The organism is Cupriavidus sp. 01L45, assembly GCF_056399885.1.
In genome coordinates, this window is sequence record NZ_JBFTSG010000016.1 from 49647 (window position 1) to 66300 (window position 16654).

Sequence of the window (16654 nt, forward strand, 5' to 3'; positions counted from 1 at the left end):
CAGAGGCAATAATGGGGCGTCGATTTGATCATCTGAGCGATGTGGAGGCGTTTATCGTGGTCGTGGATAAGGGATCGGTCACGGCGGGGGCCATCGCACTTTCGACCACCCCGTCGGTCATCAGCCGTGCGATTGCCCGCCTCGAGTCCCGTCTAGGCATCCAGCTATTGCGGCGTACCACCCGGCGTCTCAACCTGACCGAGGCAGGCCGTCTGTACCTGGAGAGCACCCGCGCCGCCTTCGCACTGATCGACGATGCCGAACGGGCCATCCAAGGGCAGGATGGCGAATTGACCGGGCGCGTCCGCCTCAGCGTACCGACGACCTACGGCCACTATCGGCTTCCCCCGATGCTGCGGCGCTTCACGCAGCGCTATCCTGATGTGCAGATCGAACTGAACATCACCAATCGTAATGTGGACCTGGTGGCAGAGGGGTTCGACGTCGCCATACGCCTGGGTAAGCTGCCGGACAGCGGGCTGGTGGCGCGCAAGCTGGAAGATGCCGAGCTATGCGTGGTCGCCACGCCGGCCTACCTGAAGCGCGCGGGCACGCCGCAGGCCATCGGCGACCTCGYGGGCCATGCCTGCCTGCACTTCGTGATGCCCAGCACCGGCCGGGTTGGGCCCTGGGCGTTCAGGGACGACGGCGCCGATGTGGAGTGGACACCGTCGGGCGGCTTGCAGGTCTCCGACGATGTGCTAGGCGTCGTGTCGCTGGCAGAGCAAGGGCTGGGCATCTGCCAGACCTACAGGTTCATCGCGGACCAGCGCATCCGGGACGGCGTGTTCGTGGAAGTACTGGCCCATGCTCACGGCCGGCCCCGGCCGTTTTCACTGGTTTTTGCGCCACATCGGCGTTTGTCGGCGGCGTCGCGCGCGTTGATCGACTTCCTCGTCGGGGACACCCCGGTGCAGGATGACCCCGGCTGACACGCAAGCCCGATAGCAGGGCCGCACGACCATCGGCGGTGCAGCCCTGGACGTACCTGCCTATGCCACCTTGAGCAGGATCTTGCCGGCGTGCGTGCTCGACTCCATCAACGCATGCGCCTTGCCCGCATCGGCAAGCGGCATCACGCAATGAATGAGCGGCAGGCACCGGCCCTGGTCCAGCACGGGCCAGAACGCGTCGTGCAAACCCACGATCAGCGCCGCCTTGCTTTCCGGGGTGCGCGCCCGCAGCGTGGAGCCCGTCATCTTGAGCCGCTTGAGCATAACCGGCAGCAGGTCGATATCAACACGGCTGCCCTCGAGGAACGCGATCTGGACCAGCGAGCCGTCCAGCGCCAGCGCGCGCAGGTTCATTTCGATGTAGCGCCCGCCCACCATATCCAGCACCACGTCGACGCCCTTGCCCTGCGTTACCTCCGAGACGACGTCATTGAAGTCCTGCTCGCGGTAGTTGATCAGATGCGTGGCGCCGTGCTGCCGGCAGATCGCCAGCTTTTGCGCATTGCCGGCGGTGACGATGACCTCGGCGCCAAGCTCGCGGGACATCTGGATGGCTGTAATGCCGATGCCGCTGCTGCCGCCATGGATCAGGATGGTCTTGCCGCGCGACACCAGCTTGCCGGCGAACAGGTTGGCCCATACCGTGATGTAGTTTTCCGGTAGCGCCGCCGCTTGCTCCAGCGTCATCCCTGTGGGCACCGGCAGGCAATGCCGCGCGTCGGCGGCACAGAATTCCGCGTAGCCGCCACCGTGCGTCAAGGCGCAGACTCGATCGCCGACTTTCCACTGCGTGACCGATTCGCCTACCTGCTCGACCGTGCCCGAAATCTCCAGGCCCAGGTACGGGCATGCGGACGGCGGCGGATTGTACAACCCTAGCCGTTGCAAAACGTCCGGGCGGTTGACGCCGGCGAACGCCACGCGGACCAGCACTTCGTGGGCGGCTACCGCGGGGGGGTGGGCTTCCTTCAAAACCAGCGTATCCGCCCCGGTTCCCGGGCCATGACTGATGAACTTCATCGAGACATCCTTTGCCTGAAAAGGCGTTCCTTGTCCAAGAGAGACGACAACACAGGACGTACGGCAGGCTTCCAGCCGGATACCAATGTTGACGCCAAGAGAATATATCATGCATCATATCTTCTTGCGCGGCGACACTACGGCTGGCGTGGCGGCCAGGCATTGGCCGACCATACCTGACTGCCTACCCGGATTCAGGGATCAAAAGGAAGGAATCGATTTGGACGGATTTGGACAAAACGCCCGGGAGAACCGGGCGCCGCCCTCCAGCCGGAGGATCGGCGCCACCAACTCGCCGCGACCATGCGCGACGGCAACCTCTTGAACCCCAGCGGATCTTTCTTCTTGGCGTCGCGTCGGAGACCGAGGTGGGAATGATCACGCCTTCGCCCGGCTTCCGGGGGGGCACTGACGATATTTAGCGTAACGATAGGGAGCCCCTGGGCTCCTGCAGAATAGGAGCAATGCATGGCGATTGCCGGAATGAACCACTTCACCGTACTCACCGCGGCGCTGGAAGACAGCGTGGCGTTCTATACCAACGTACTTGGCTTCGAGACCGGTGAGCGCCCGCCGTTCTCGTTTCCGGGCGCGTGGCTCTATGCGGCTAGCGCGCCCATCATTCACCTGGTCGCGAAAGACGAGCTACCGGTATCCACCGCGGGTGTGCTGGATCACATGGCATTCAGCGCGACCAATCTCCCCCGTGTCGCGCATCATCTGCGCCAGCTGGATGTTCCGTTCAACCTCGGGCGGCAGCCGGGCACCGGCATCTGGCAACTGTTCCTGCACGACCCCAACGGCGCCAGGATCGAGTTGGATTTCGATCCGCAGGAGCCGGCGCCCTGAGCACTGCGCTATCGATCGAGCGCGCCGTGCACTGCCCCTTCGAACCTTGGAGGGAGCGGCCAAAATCGGGGGCACCTTCTATGACGCAGGGAATACATTCGAAAATCCCTCGATCGCCTGTCAGGCGGGTATCAACGCCTGAAATTGCTTATGTCCTCGCCATTGAGAACGGCACATCGCACCTGCAGCAGTGCATTGGCTCCCGGGATCGTCCAGCGCATGTGCCCATTCCTCTTCATGCGTTGACCAATCACATAGTCGACGACTGATTCCGCTCCTGCGCTTGAAATAGGCAGCCCTTGCGCACGTCGCTGCTGATAGTTGATGTTGCAGATCGTTATTTCGGCTAATGGCGACCTCAAATTCCGCAAATGTGGGCGTTCTTTTATGGCTGGGCACGATGGGCTTCGAACAGCTGGCGGCATTGAAGGAACAACTGGCAAGGCAAGCCAAGGCCGCGCCACGGGCCAAGACGCGTCGCGCCCCCCCCGAAGGCTTCGGCCCGCCCAGCGACGCCCCTTAATGAGCCCGCTAAGCCCGTTGATCCGGTGCTGCAAGCCATCGCGACGCTGCAAAAGCGCTTCCCGCAAACCTTTCCGAAGAATCCTGCGCCCAAGTTGCCGCTCAAGATCGGCAACTTCGAGGATCTCGTCCCGCAGGCGCAGGAACTTGGCCTGAGCGAGCCGGTATTGCGCCACGCGATCCGGACCTGGTGCCGCGGCACCCGCTACTGGACCTGCCTGGTGGAAGGTGCAGCACGCGTGGATCTGGCGGGGCGGGAGGCGGGACAGGTTTCAAAGGCCGATGCGAACCGGGCGCAGCAACTGCAAGCCCGTCGTGTGGCGCGCGCGTTGTCTCAGCCAGCGACTGCGCCGAAGCCCAACTGATCTGTGATGGAGATGCCGTGCTTTCGGCGCCGATGTGCCGATGATTGTTGAGCTGCCGCGGACGCCACTGCATCGCTCGATGTCTGATTTCTTCATTTCGTGCCGCCTGATTGGCTCCCATTGTGGCTTTCGGGAGAGAGCGTCGGGGCGAGGACCCGACGATTTGAATCCGATACCGGACAAGACACAAAACAGTACATTCGACCGCCAACGAGACATACATCAGATACACGACGTTCACACACTTGCGACAGCTTTGCCTGCACCGCCTGTGCGGTCCTGATCCGCCACCCGCCAACGTTGCCCATAGAGCAACGATCTAGAAAAAAGTTGCTATTGCTCCAGCGAACTTCAAAGACAACAATGTTCCTCACCAACTAATTTACGTCATCTAAGCGAAGGCAATAAGAGAGTCGAGGACGACATGCGAGACCAAGGACCACCCGCCCACAAACGCTGGATGGCGCTTAGCGCCGCCCTCCTGGGGATTACTCTGACCAGCGCGCCGGCATCCGCCGCCGACGCGTTTCCCACCAAGCCGATATCGATGTTGGTCGCATTCCCGCCGGGGGGGCCCGCTGACGTACTTGCGCGGGCCATGCAGCCGACGATGGCCAAGGCACTCGGCCAGCCCGTGGTCATCGAAAATCTGCCCGGTGCCGGCGGCGCGCTGGCGGTGCAGCGGCTACTGAGCCGTCCCGCCGATGGCTACACGCTGATCATGGGTTCGCCCAACGAAGCCATCCTGACGCCGCTGGCGCTGGCCAGCGCCAAGTACAAGTCGGAGGACCTTGCGCTGCTGGCGCCGGTCTCGATCCACCCGCTCGTGCTCATGGCTCGCAGCGACCTGCCGTACAACTCGCTCGAACAAATCATTGCGGCCGGCAAACAGCCGGGCAGCCAGAGCCTGACCTTCGGCAATCCGGGCTATGGGACGATGTACCACATCGTCGCAGAGTACATGGCGCAGCTGACCGGCGCCAAGATGCTGCAGGTGCCGTACAAGGGCGCCACGCCGATGCTGGCGGATCTGACCGGTCACCAGATAGACATCACGATCCTGCCAAACCTCGGTGCCTCCACCCAACTGCTCGAGTCACACAAGATCAAGGCGATCGCAGTGCTGGACACGCAGCGCATGCGAACCCTGCCCGATGTGCCGGCGATCTCCGAAACCAGCGTCGCGCGCAGGTCCGAGTTCGTCTATTCGATCTGGCTGGGCGTCATGGGCAGGACCGGCATCCCTGCAGAACGTGCACGCATATTGCTGGAGGCCTCGCAGCGGGCGCTGCAGTCGCCCGAACTGATCAAGGCCCTTGCGCTCTCCGGCGTTCAGCCGATGAAGCCGCAGACGCTCGAGGCTTCTGCGGCGTTCTACGCCGACGAGACCCAAAAGTTCAGGAAGCTCGCCCACTCAATCAAGCTGACGCCTCAGTAATTCCACCCGGCACGGTCCCAGCATCCAGTCCCAGGAAGTTCTCACTTGAATATCCTAGTTGCCGGTTTCCAACACGAAACCAATACGTTCGCCCCAACCATGGCCACCTACGAGAGCTTCGTCCGTGGCGAGGACTTTCCCGCCATGGTCCGCGGCGAGGCGATTTATGACCTGCTGAACGTGAACGTGCCGATCAGCGGCTTCATCCACCACGTGCGCGAGCATGGTCACGCCGTCACGCCGGTGATCTGGGCGGCCGCCGGTGCCTCGGCCCACGTCACGACCGATGCCTACGAGCGCATCGCCGGAGAAATTGTGGAGGCGGTGACGACGGCCTCGTACGACGCGATCTATCTTGACCTGCATGGCGCCATGGTGGCCCAGCACCTCGACGATGGAGAGGGAGAGTTGCTGGCGCGCATCCGCGCCGTGGCCGGCCCCGACATGAAGATCGTAGTCTCGCTGGACCTGCATGCCAACGTCACCGAGCGGATGCTCGCTCTATCGGACGGCGTGGTAGCGTATCGCACCTATCCGCATGTGGACATGGCCGCCACAGGTAAGCGCGCGGCCGAACTGCTCCTGGAACTTGGCAGGCGGGGGACGCGTGCGCACCTGGTAGCACGGCGCGTGCCGTTCATGATTCCGGTCAACAGCATGTCCACGATGATGCAACCCGCTCAAGGCATCTACGGGCAACTCGAAGAACTGGAGCGGCAAGGCGTGCTGTCGCTGTCGTTCACGCCGGGCTTTCCCGCGGCCGACTTCGCCGAGTGTGGTCCTGTGGTTTGGGGGTACGGCTTCGACAAGCTGCGCGTCGAGCAGGCCGTCGACACACTGTTCGCGCGCATCTGCGAACCGGAGAACCAGTGGGCCGTGCAGTTCGAGGAGCCGGATGCAGCGGTGCAGCGTGCCATGCGGATCGCGCAAAAGGCCACGCGGCCGGTGATCCTCGCGGACACGCAGGACAACCCGGGCGTCGGCGGCGATGGCAACACCATGGGGATGCTGCGTGCGCTTCTCAAGGCCGGCGCGCAGAACGCCGCGATCGGGATCATCTGCGATCCCGCCGCGGCCGCGGCAGCGCACCAGACAGGTGTCGGCGCGAAGATCGATATTGCGCTCGGCGGCTGCCCACAGGTGGGCGAGGATGCCCCACTGCGCGCGACCTTCGAGGTGGAGGCGCTGTCCGAAGGCAAGTTCGTCTACGGAGGACCAATGATGCATGGCAAGGCTGCCGACATGGGACCCATGGCGCGACTGCGGATCGATGGCGTGCTCGTTGCCGTTAGCTCGACCAAGGCACAACTGCTCGACCGCAATATGTACCGCGCGGTCGGCATCGAACCGGCGGGGATGAAGATCCTCGTGAACAAGAGCTCAGTGCATTTCCGCGCCGACTTCGCCTCAATCGCGGAAGACATTTTCGTGGTGCGTGCGCCCGGTCCGTTCATCGCCGATCCGGCGGAGCTGCCATGGAAGCATCTCAAGCCCGGCATGCGCCTGAAACCGAACGGTCCGGTGTTCGCCCCGGCGCCTGGGGTCTACGACAGGCTCACGCAGCTAGGCATCGAACTGCCCAAGGCTTCGGGCCCGGCGGCAGCCTACGTGCCGAGCGTGCGGTCCGGCAACCTGATCCACGTATCCGGCCATCTCTCCCGCATCAATGGCCAGGTTCGAACCGGCCGCTTCGGTGGTGACCTGCGCACCGCCGACGGTATTGCGGCGGCCCGCCTGGTTGCCATCGACTTGCTCGCGACGCTGCACGCCGCCACCGGCGACCTCAATGCAATCGTGCGTATCGTCAAGCTGACGAGCCTCGTCCATTCGACCGCGGACTTCACTGAGCAGCACCTCGTGACCAATGGCGCCAGCGAACTGTTCGCCGAGGTGTTTGGCACGCGCGGCCAGCACGCGCTCAGCGCGTTCGGAGTGCCGCAGTTGCCGCTCGGCGCCTGCCTGGAAATCGAACTGATTGTCGAGGTCGCCTGATTCCATGCGCCGCCTGAAAGGAGCCGTTCCGTGCTGACGATGAAGAGGGGGTTCGCCGGGGCTCGTGCTTGGCGCGCCGATGGCCGGCGCGAATCCGCTTGCGCTAGCGCGGGACCAGAAAGTGGTGCCGCAGTCGGACCTGAAGATTCTCGATCCGATCTGGACAGCCGCGTTCTTGACGCGCAACCATGGCTATGCGATCTACGACACGCCGTTCGGCATGGATGCACAGGGCAAAGTCCACCCACAGATGGTGGAGCGCTACACCTCCAGCGCCGATGGCCGCACCTGAACCTTCACGCTGCGCAATGGCAACGACGAGCTGGCGTTGCCGCTCGGTAGCGGTCGGACGTCGCCGATCTCGGCTCTGGATGTGGCGCGCGCTGTGTCCGTGATCCTCGACGACCTCGCGCCATATATCGGCAACATCTACAACCTGACCGGCCCCGAGTCCGCCGACCTTGAACACTATGCGCGCGCCTTCTCCGAGGCGCTCGGTCGGACGATTCGCTACCGCAATGTGCCGCTCTCGGCCTGGGCCGACAAGCTTCGGGAAGCTGGCTTCCCTGGCCACCTCGTCAAGCACCTCGTGGTGATGGCAAAGCTCTACGCAGTGGGGCGGTACGATCGCTTGACTGACGACCTATACAAGCTTACGGGCAAGGCGCCAACGCGGGCCGGCCGCACGACCAGGCGTGTACAAGCTGGCGCCTTGTCTCGGCTATTTTTATGAACGCGAGCAAATCCGGTGCTATACAAGAACAGTAACAGTTGTCTGATCGCACTGGCAGCAACATCGTCGTTTCGATTCTGGTGGCTATGACGCAAAGGTGCCGTGCTACCGGTAATCGCCGCCACGCCAAGATAAGTAAAGCGCTGACCCGATGAACGATTCCGTATCAGCACTAGGAGAAAAAAATGACCGAGAAAATCGATCTGCCTCGTCGAGGCTTTCTGGGCACGGCCGCCTTGACGCTCGCTACAGTACAGTTTGGCGTTTTAACGTCCGCCAAAGCCCAGACCAATCAATCGAAGCCGGCGCCCCTGCCCTCGACCAAGCCGGGTACCCATGCGGCCTTTGCATCGATCAAGCAGATCAACGCAGGGCTACTCAACGTCGGCTACGCGGAGGCTGGCCCTGCGAACGGGCCAGCCGTCGTTCTGCTACACGGCTGGCCCTATGACATCCACAGCTTCGTCGACGTCGCGCCTCTGCTCGCGTCGCGCGGATACCGCGTGATTGTTCCGTACCTGCGCGGCTATGGTTCGACGACCTTCCTGTCGAAGGAAACCATGCGCAACGGCCAGCCGGCGGCCGTTGCGCTCGATATCATCGCGCTGATGGATACGCTGGGCATGCAGAAAGCCGTCATCGCAGGGTTCGATTGGGGCGCGCGCACGGCATGCATCCTTGCTGCCCTCTGGCCAGAGCGCTGTAACGGGCTGGTATCCGTCAGTGGCTACCTGATTGGCAGTCAGGCGGCGGGCAAGATGCCGCTGCCGCCTGAGGCCGAGTTTCAGTGGTGGTACCAGTTCTACCTGGCCACGGACCGCGGACGCGATGGCTATCAGAAGTACACGCACGACTTCGCGAAACTGATCTGGCAGCAGGCCTCACCGAAGTGGAAGTTCGACGACGCCACCTTCGAACGCAGTGCCGCTGCCTTCAACAATCCCGATCACGTGGAGATTTCCGTACACAACTATCGCTGGCGGCAAGGTCTTGCCGCAGGCGAGCCGAGGTACGACGAGTTCGAGCAGCGGCTCGCGACGGCGCCCACCATAGGCGTGCGCACAATCACGATGGAAGGTGACGCCAACGGCGCCCCGCATCCGGCGCCCAGCACCTATGCCAGCAAGTTCGCCAGCAAATACGAGCACCGGGACCTCAAGGGAGGCATCGGCCACAACCTCCCGCAGGAAGCACCGCGGGAATTCGCGCAGGCGGTTATCGACGTCAACAGGTTTTAGTGCGGCAGACTAGCCCGGCCGGCATCGGGACTCAACGCCCGATGCGGGCGTCACGGAGCTGCGGAAAGATCTTCCAGACGTCCAATGAGCAAGCGCCCGCTCAGGGACCGGTCTGCTCGTATCGGTGCTCCTAGCATTTTCGCGTTCACATGCCGATCATCAGGTGCCCGGGCCCATCGCGGGAAAAGTGCCTGGCCTCGATGAAGGCATGCACGACTACCAGGGCGTCTCTAATGCCTACTCTTGCCATGGCAGGGGACGACTGAAGCAAACGTACCCAAGAACGCCCCAGCCAAAAAGTGTGTTTAGGCAAGATCCGCCCGACGGACAGATCTAAAAGGGACTTGACCTCTATTGATCGTTGCGTCGTGCGTTGTACAAGTCCGTCTGCAGGTCGCCTGTCAACTCTCACACCACAGTACTGTGACTCCGTGTGGCGCTCCGTAGCGTTCAACGCGGTGCCAAAGAGAGCGAATGCAAGATTTCTTGGCTGGCCGCGACAACTCGATTACTCTCGTCATAAGGTAGCCGTCGCGCACAGTCCCGTGCGCACCGGTAACTGCAAAGCGGAAGTATTCAGTAGCCGCTCCATTCTTTTTGACAGGGCGGAGCCTTTGGCTGCAGGTATCGGCAACAGTCGACCTGGCGGTGGCGGTGCCGATTTGCCACCAAGGAGAATCGGCGATGAGCAACGAGTCAAGGCTGGAAGGCGACAAGCTCGCGCATCAGGTGGCAGAGGATGCGAGCCATATCGACGACGGCGCGATCGTCGATGACCCGAGCGTGCGCGACCATCCGCGCTACCACCAGATGTTTCCGGTCCTGACGGAGGCTGAAGTCGACAAAGTGCGTCGCTTCGGCAGCCCGTGCCACTACGCTAAAGGCGAATTGCTCTATCGTGCAGGAAGTATCTGTCCGGGCATGTTCCTCCTGCTGTCGGGAAAAGTGCGCATAGTCATTCGTGATGGCCTGGGCCACCGGATTGTCCACACCTATACACAACGCGGCGAGTTCACCTCCGATATCACCCAGCTTTCGAGCAAGCCCGCAGTTGTAGATGCGCATGTCATCGAAGCTGTCGAAGCGGTGTTGCTGCGGCCCAACCAACTAAGCGCCATGGTGATCAGTGAAGCCGATCTTGGCGAAAAGATCATGCGCGCCTTGATTCTGAGGCGCGTCTTGGCGATTGAACGCGGACAGGGTGCCGTTCTGGTCGGCGCCCCCGGCAATGATCGACTCCTCGCATTGCAAGATTTTCTGCGCCGCAACGCTTTTCCAAATATGGCGCTTGATGCGGAGCAGGACGCCGACGCCATCGCGTTACTTGAACGCCTGACGCCACAGCCCGATGACTTCCCGCTCGTCGTTTGTCCGAACGGCACTGTGCTGCGAAACCCTGATGTGGGACAGCTCGCATCTTGTCTGGGACTGATTCCTGAGTTCGATCCGACGCACGTCTACGATGTGGCGATCATCGGCGCCGGCCCGGCAGGACTTGCGACGGCCGTCTACGCGGCATCCGAAGGGCTGTCGGTCGCGGTGTTCGACTGTCGTGCCCCCGGTGGCCAGGCGGGTACGAGTGCGCGCATCGAGAACTATCTGGGCTTTCCCACCGGCATCACGGGTCAAGCCCTGGCGGGCCGCGCGTTCGTTCAGGCGCAGAAGTTCGGTGCACATATCGGTATTCCGTGCGAAGTCAAGGCATTGTATTGCGACAAGCACCCGCTTGTCGTGGAGCTTGCCGATGCCCGGCGCATCCGCGCGCGCACCGTGGTCATCGCCAGCGGCGCAGAGTATCGGCGTCCCGTCGTCGAGGGACTTGCGCGCTTCGAGCGCTGCGGCGTCTATTACTGGGCTACGCCAATCGAGGCCAGGCTATGCCGCAAGGAGCCGGTGCTGCTGGTCGGCGGCGGCAACTCCGCGGGGCAGGCTGTGGTATTTCTGGCATCGCACGCCGAGCATGTGCACATGTTCATCCGCGGCGCGAGCCTTGAGCAAAGCATGTCGCACTACCTGATCGAACGTATCGGCTCGCTGCCGAATGTAACGCTTCATACGCGCATTGAACTGACTGCGCTCGAGGGGGATGGGCGTCTCGAACGCGTGCACTACCGCGGTGCCGGCGGCATTGAAGGAAGCATGACGGTACATCATCTATTCGTATTCATCGGCGCCGAACCGAATACGAGCTGGCTTAAGACATGCGGCGTGTCGCTCGACAGCAAAGGATTCGTATTGACCGGTACCGACGTTGCCGAAGCTCCCGTGCAAACGCTGCTTTTGCAGACGAGTGTGGAGGGTGTCTTCGCGATCGGCGACGTTCGTTCGGGATCCACCAAGCGTGTGGCGTCGGCGGTAGGCGAAGGCGCGGCCGTGGTGGCGCAGATTCATCGTTTCTCGGCCGGCGTCCGGTGAACGCACCTGTCGACCAGAACGGCCGCAGTTAGTGCGGTATGAGGAAGCGTTCGCATGAATCGGGGGCGGGAGCGCTGTCAGTCGCGCTCCCTGTCTGGTCGGCAAGGGGAGCGTCAGACGTAGGCGCCGTCAAGATAGGGATCAACACTGCGCGCCGGGTCCGCCGAGACGCCCGTACGGTCCATGCCGGCCAGGGTGCGGGCACCGTCGGTGAACGGATCAACGTTGCGCGCACCGTCGGTGTACGGATCGACAGCCCGCGCGCCATCGGTGTATGCGTCGCGCGACTCCTGCACCGAACGAGCACCCTCGGTATACGGGTCCCGGGCGCCTGCATGGGACAGACCGGCGGCATGCGCACCGGCAGCGGCGGCAACCAGGGCGATGGCGAACACAAAACGCTTGGCGATGTTGGTAGTCATGATCGGTTTCCTTGAAAGTCTGCATTGGATATGGCAGCCGCGGGATCGCATCGTTGCGGTTCGCCGGCGGGCTACGGAACGTATTTAAGGAGACCGATGTATCGTGCCAGTAGCGCGTAATGACCGTTTCTGTCAGTACGCGTATCGTTGCGGCGGTTTGATACAGTCGCGTACAAAAGTCTTGCGCGAACGGGCGGACCGCCATGGAGCCGGGGACTCTCATGGTGCACTTCCGTTCATTTGCCGAAGCGCGCCTGTGGCAGGGCCAGTCAGCCCAGCCTGACTTCCGCCGCCAGGCCTCCGCCCTCACGATTACGCAGCCTGAGGGTTCCGCCGATGGCCACCGCGAGTTGCTGGGCAATCGCCAGCCCGAGCCCGGTACCGCCAGTCTCCCGGCTGCGTGAATGCTCGAGCCGGACAAACGGCTGCAGCACCACCTCGAGCTTGTCTTCCGGGATGCCGGCGCCGCGATCGAGTACCTCTAGGACCACGGTGTCTCGCTCGCGGCGCACGTTCAGTTCCGCCGCCCCGCCGAACTTCAGGGCGTTATCGATCAGATTGGTCAGTATCCGGCGCAACGCGTTGGGGCGCGTGACGATGGCGCCCCCGATGTTCTGCAGGACCGTCACCGCCTTGCCGGTGTCCTGGTAGTCGTACGCCAAGCTCTCGACAAACGATCCGATGTCGATCCGCGACGGCTTCTCGCCATCCCCGTGCGTGGTGCGCGCATACGCCAGTCCTTCCTTCACCAGCATTTCGATCTCGGCCAGGTCGTGCACCATCTTGCGCTTTTCCTCGGAGTCTTCTGCCATCTCGGCGCGCAGCTTCATCCGCGTGATCGGCGTCTGCAGGTCGTGAGAGATTGCGGCCAGGATCTGTACGCGTTCCTCGACGAACCCGGCGATGCGCTCGCGCATGGCATTGAACGCGCGCGCCGCACGCACCAGTTCGGTGGGGCCCGTCTCGCCGAGCGGCGGCGTCTTCGCGTTCGGATTGAGCGCATCGGCGGCATCGGCCAGCGCCACCAGCGGGCGGATCGACAGCCGCACTGCGAACCAGCAGCACAGGACCAGCAGCAGCAACTGGATCACCAGGACATAGGGCAGCCACTGCGCGATCGGCGTCGGGCGCGGATGCACGTCAATGGTCAGGGGGCTGCCATCGCTCAGCGTCAAATGGGCCTGCATCCGCTTGCCGTCGCCGGGAATGGACTCCACCTTGACCGGAAAGCGGCCGCCGCTCGCCTCCGTAATCCGGTCGGCAATTTCCTTGCCCTGCGGGGTCATCTCGGGCGCGCCCGACAGACCCGGCCCCAATATGTATTGATAGGCGCCGCGATTCACGCGTGGCAGCCATTGCGGCCGCTCGTCCGCCGGCACGCGGTCCATGATGGCAATCGAAGTGGACACGTCGGTTTCCAGCGTGCCGAGCATCACTCGGCGCGCGGAAATATAACGTTCAGAGAACAGCACACCGAACGACAGGCCGTGGGCGACGATCAGACCCGCGAGCAGGATTAGGAAGAGGTGCGATCCCAGCGTACGAGGCCAGGGCCAGGTGCGGACATTCACTGGCGTGCCTCCTTGATCTCCACGGGCATCGAGAACACATAGCCCTCGCTGCGCACCGTCTTGATGTAGCGTGGCTCGCGTGCATCGTCATTGAGGTGCTGGCGCAGGCGGCTGACCAGCAAGTCGATCGACCGCTCGAAGATTTCCGCCTCGCGGCCCTGCGTGAGATTGAGCAGTTGGTCGCGATTGAGCACGCGCTGTGGATGGTCGACAAACACGCACAGCAACCGGTACTCGGCCCCGCTAAGCGTGACAATGATGCCATCGCGGTCCATCAGGTGCCGCGCGGTGGTATCCAGTCGCCAGTCACCGAACGCGAGAATCCGCCCGGCCTCGGTGATCTGCAGATTGGGCGGCAGCATCCGGGTGCGGCGCAGCACGGCCTTGATGCGGGCCAGCAGCTCGCGCGCCGCAAAAGGTTTCGCAAGGTAATCGTCAGCGCCCATTTCGAGACCGATGATACGGTCCGTCTCGTCGTCGCGTGCGGTCAGCATCAGCACCGGCGTGGCCTTGTGCTTGCCGGCGCGCAGTTCCCGGCACAGCACCAGGCCATCATCGCCCGGCATCATCACGTCGAGCACGATCAGGTCGACAGCATTGGTCTCCAGAAACGACCGCATGTGCCGGCCATCAGGCGCCACGGTCACACGCAGGCCGTTCTTGGTGAGATAGGTCGAGACCAGTTCCCGGATTTCCCGGTCGTCATCGACGATCAGGATATGGTCGACATGGGTGTCCATCGGTGTCCCCTCTGTCATAAAAAAGAACGACCAGTCTGTTTCGCCTGCAATCTATGGGGCGCGATTTTTCGTGTACCGCAATGTATCCGGCGGCAGCACCTCGACAATCCTACACATATTCCCCCGAAGGCGACACATACCAGCGATGCTGGCGGTGTCTGATGGACGGCAAGCCAAACCTTTGCGAAAGGACACCGATCATGGCCCTGCTGATACTTGCCTACCTGGGGGGGGTACTGACTATCCTGAGCCCGTGCATCCTGCCCGTCCTGCCTTTTGTCCTCAGCCGCACCGGCCAGCCGTTCCTGCGCGGCAAGCTGCCGATGCTAGCCGGCATGGCACTGACCTTTGCCGCAGTTGCCACGCTGGCGTCGGCTGGTGGCGCTTGGGCAGTGCGCGCCAACGAATACGGGCGCCTCGCCGCCCTGATGCTGTTGGCGCTCTTCGGGCTGTCCTTGCTTTTACCGAAACTGGCGATCACCCTCGCTCGGCCTGTGGTGGCACTCGGCAACCGTCTGGTCACCACCAGTAGTTCGTCCACATCTGCTTCGTCCGCGTCGGCTTCGCCATGGGGTTCGCTGCTGCTTGGCGTCGCCACCGGCATGCTATGGGCCCCGTGCGCCGGCCCTATCCTCGGGCTTGTCCTGACGGGTACGGCCCTTGACGGTGCAAACCTGTCGACGTCGGTATCGCTGGCTGCCTATGCAGCCGGGGCGGCCACCTCGCTGGCCGCCGCGCTTGGCCTCGGCGGCCGCGTCTTCACGGCGATGAAGCGGTCAATGGGCGCTGGCGAATGGCTGCGTCGCGGCCTGGGGGCAGGTGTACTGGGCGCGGTGCTCGCCATCGGCATCGGAGCCGATACCAGCCTGCTGGCGCACTTTCCCGTAAGCGGGCCGGCGCGCATCGAGCAGGCGCTGATCAATGGGCTGCGCAGAGAACAACTCGCGCCACAAGTCATGAACGACGCCAACTACGACCGCGGCATGCTGCTGGCTGCCAATGACACATCCGTGGGCTTCCCGAGCCGCTTGCCCGTAGAGGGCCGCCTGCCTCCGCTAGATGGTGCAGTGCAATGGGTCAACTCTCCGCCACTGTCGAGAGACCAGTTGCAGGGCAAGGTCACACTGGTCTACTTCTGGACCTACTCTTGCATCAACTGCATCCGTACCCTCCCCTACCTTCGCGCCTGGGCGGAGAAGTACAAGGATCAGGGCCTGACGGTGGTTGGCGTGCATACGCCCGAGTTCGCCTTCGAGAAGACACCGGAAAACGTGCGCCGCGCAATTTCCGATTTCCGCATCGGCTTCCCCGTGGCGGTCGATAGCGATTACCGCATCTGGCGTGCATTCCAAAACAGCTACTGGCCGGCCACATACCTTGTCGACGCCCGCGGCAACATCCGCCATCACCAGTTCGGTGAGGGCGACTATGCCAAGTCCGAGCGCGTCATCCAGTCGCTGCTGGCGGAAGCGGGCAATCCGCCGGTGGCGCGCGACGTGGTCACCCCCGACGCGGGTGGCGCGCAGGCGGCGCCGGACCTGTACAACATTCGCTCAACCGAGACCTACATCGGCTACATGCAGGCGTCCAACTTCGCCTCACCGGGCGACATACGGCAGGACGCACCGCGCGAGTACACCGTTGCCAACCTTCGCCTCAACAAGTGGGGCCTGTCAGGCCAATGGACCGTCGGCGCCGAGCAGGCAACGCTCAATCGCGCCGATGGCCGCATCGCCTACCGCTTTCATGCGCGCGACCTGCACCTTGTACTGGGACCGGCGGCCGATGGCCGGGCGGCTCGCTTCGTGGTAACCGTCGACGGCAAGCCCCCTGGCGCCAGCCACGGCGCGGACATCGATGCAGCCGGCAATGGCGCGGTCACGCAGACGCGGCTCTACCAGTTGGTACGCCAGGCTGGCGCGGTAGGCGAGCACACTTTCGAGATCCGCTTTCTGGATCCCGGCGCCCAAGCTTATGCCTTCACCTTCGGCTAGCAAAACATCCCGATTTCCCCTTTTACAAATGAAATCGCACTGGAGCTGGTTCGTCCACAACCGGTTGGCGGCAATACGCCGCCCGCGGCGAGCCAGCGCCTTCGCAAGCTCGCTTGATCGGCACGCGGTGCTCGTCTGACATGAAATGCACCGCCTGTCGTTTCGCTACCGACAAGTCCTTGTGCAGGTGATTCTTGAGGGTTGGCGGTTCCCGGACAGACACAGCTTTGCAATCTCGAACCTGAAATATTCGCTGTACTCGGCTTGGGGTTTCATAGATCGCACGGAACATCATGAACAGACCATCCAGGCCAGCGGTAGGACCGCGCAGGCCAACCGGATCAGCAAGCCAGTGCCCAATCCCTTCCGGTAGTCGGGTAGCTGACTCCTCGGGATCCACAC

Annotated in this window: 14 protein-coding genes; 10 read left to right on the forward strand and 4 right to left on the reverse strand. The window is 63.0% G+C overall.

Going from position 1 to position 16654, the window contains the following annotated elements; translation table 11 throughout:
• The first annotated feature begins 11 nt into the window (after nt 1-11).
• Nucleotides 12-932 carry a LysR family transcriptional regulator gene (locus AC1DT6_RS13125; protein ID WP_477114721.1) on the forward strand — a complete coding sequence of 307 codons (921 nt, stop codon included), beginning with the start codon at nt 12-14 and terminating at the stop codon, nt 930-932.
• Nucleotides 933-992: 60 nt separating this feature from the next.
• On the opposite strand, the gene AC1DT6_RS13130 is transcribed toward AC1DT6_RS13125, so the two are convergent.
• Complete coding sequence (locus AC1DT6_RS13130) at nt 993-1973, reverse strand: NAD(P)H-quinone oxidoreductase (RefSeq protein ID WP_441627117.1); 981 nt, start codon at nt 1971-1973, stop codon at nt 993-995.
• 468 nt (nt 1974-2441) lie between these two features.
• Here AC1DT6_RS13130 and AC1DT6_RS13135 point away from each other — a divergent pair, with 468 nt between their 5' ends.
• The 8 genes from AC1DT6_RS13135 to AC1DT6_RS13170 all read left to right on the forward strand — a co-directional run bounded on the left by AC1DT6_RS13135 (nt 2442) and on the right by AC1DT6_RS13170 (nt 11525).
• Nucleotides 2442-2822: a VOC family protein gene (locus AC1DT6_RS13135; RefSeq protein ID WP_441627119.1), complete on the forward strand. Its 381-nt coding sequence runs from the start codon at nt 2442-2444 to the stop codon at nt 2820-2822.
• Between the two features lie 548 nt (nt 2823-3370).
• Complete coding sequence (locus AC1DT6_RS13140; protein WP_441627121.1) at nt 3371-3709, forward strand: ProQ/FinO family protein; 339 nt, start codon at nt 3371-3373, stop codon at nt 3707-3709.
• Between the two features lie 598 nt (nt 3710-4307).
• Nucleotides 4308-5147 (forward strand): tripartite tricarboxylate transporter substrate binding protein, encoded by an 840-nt coding sequence (locus AC1DT6_RS13145; protein ID WP_441627234.1) that lies wholly within the window; start codon nt 4308-4310, stop codon nt 5145-5147.
• A gap of 45 nt (nt 5148-5192) precedes the next feature.
• A complete protein-coding gene (locus tag AC1DT6_RS13150; RefSeq protein WP_441627123.1) occupies nt 5193-7139 on the forward strand; it encodes an Atu1372/SO_1960 family protein in 1947 nt (648 codons plus the stop codon).
• 79 nt (nt 7140-7218) lie between these two features.
• Complete coding sequence (locus tag AC1DT6_RS13155; RefSeq protein ID WP_441627125.1) at nt 7219-7431, forward strand: hypothetical protein; 213 nt, start codon at nt 7219-7221, stop codon at nt 7429-7431.
• Nucleotides 7432-7524: 93 nt separating this feature from the next.
• Entirely contained in the window at nt 7525-7872 is a 348-nt protein-coding gene (locus AC1DT6_RS13160) for a Rossmann-fold NAD(P)-binding domain-containing protein (RefSeq protein WP_441627127.1), read from the forward strand.
• A gap of 185 nt (nt 7873-8057) precedes the next feature.
• Nucleotides 8058-9110, forward strand: coding sequence for an alpha/beta fold hydrolase (locus AC1DT6_RS13165; protein ID WP_441627129.1), 1053 nt, complete (start codon nt 8058-8060; stop codon nt 9108-9110).
• Between the two features lie 684 nt (nt 9111-9794).
• Nucleotides 9795-11525 (forward strand): FAD-dependent oxidoreductase, encoded by a 1731-nt coding sequence (locus AC1DT6_RS13170; RefSeq protein ID WP_441627131.1) that lies wholly within the window; start codon nt 9795-9797, stop codon nt 11523-11525.
• 113 nt (nt 11526-11638) lie between these two features.
• Here AC1DT6_RS13170 and AC1DT6_RS13175 read toward each other — a convergent pair whose 3' ends face one another.
• The 3 genes from AC1DT6_RS13175 to AC1DT6_RS13185 all read right to left on the reverse strand — a co-directional run bounded on the left by AC1DT6_RS13175 (nt 11639) and on the right by AC1DT6_RS13185 (nt 14258).
• Entirely contained in the window at nt 11639-11947 is a 309-nt protein-coding gene (locus AC1DT6_RS13175) for a hydroxyquinol 1,2-dioxygenase (RefSeq protein WP_441627133.1), read from the reverse strand.
• Nucleotides 11948-12216: 269 nt separating this feature from the next.
• The gene (locus AC1DT6_RS13180) at nt 12217-13518 is read right to left on the reverse strand and encodes an ATP-binding protein (RefSeq protein WP_441627135.1); all 1302 of its coding nucleotides are present in this window, start codon (nt 13516-13518) and stop codon (nt 12217-12219) included.
• On the reverse strand, nt 13515-14258 hold the full coding sequence (locus AC1DT6_RS13185) for a response regulator (protein WP_441627137.1): 744 nt from the start codon (nt 14256-14258) through the stop codon (nt 13515-13517). Before AC1DT6_RS13185 ends, AC1DT6_RS13180 begins: the two co-directional genes overlap by 4 nt.
• A 200-nt stretch (nt 14259-14458) precedes the next feature.
• Between AC1DT6_RS13185 and AC1DT6_RS13190 the strand changes: the two genes are divergently transcribed.
• Nucleotides 14459-16252 (forward strand): cytochrome c biogenesis protein DipZ, encoded by a 1794-nt coding sequence (locus AC1DT6_RS13190; protein ID WP_441627139.1) that lies wholly within the window; start codon nt 14459-14461, stop codon nt 16250-16252.
• Nucleotides 16253-16654 lie beyond the last annotated feature (402 nt).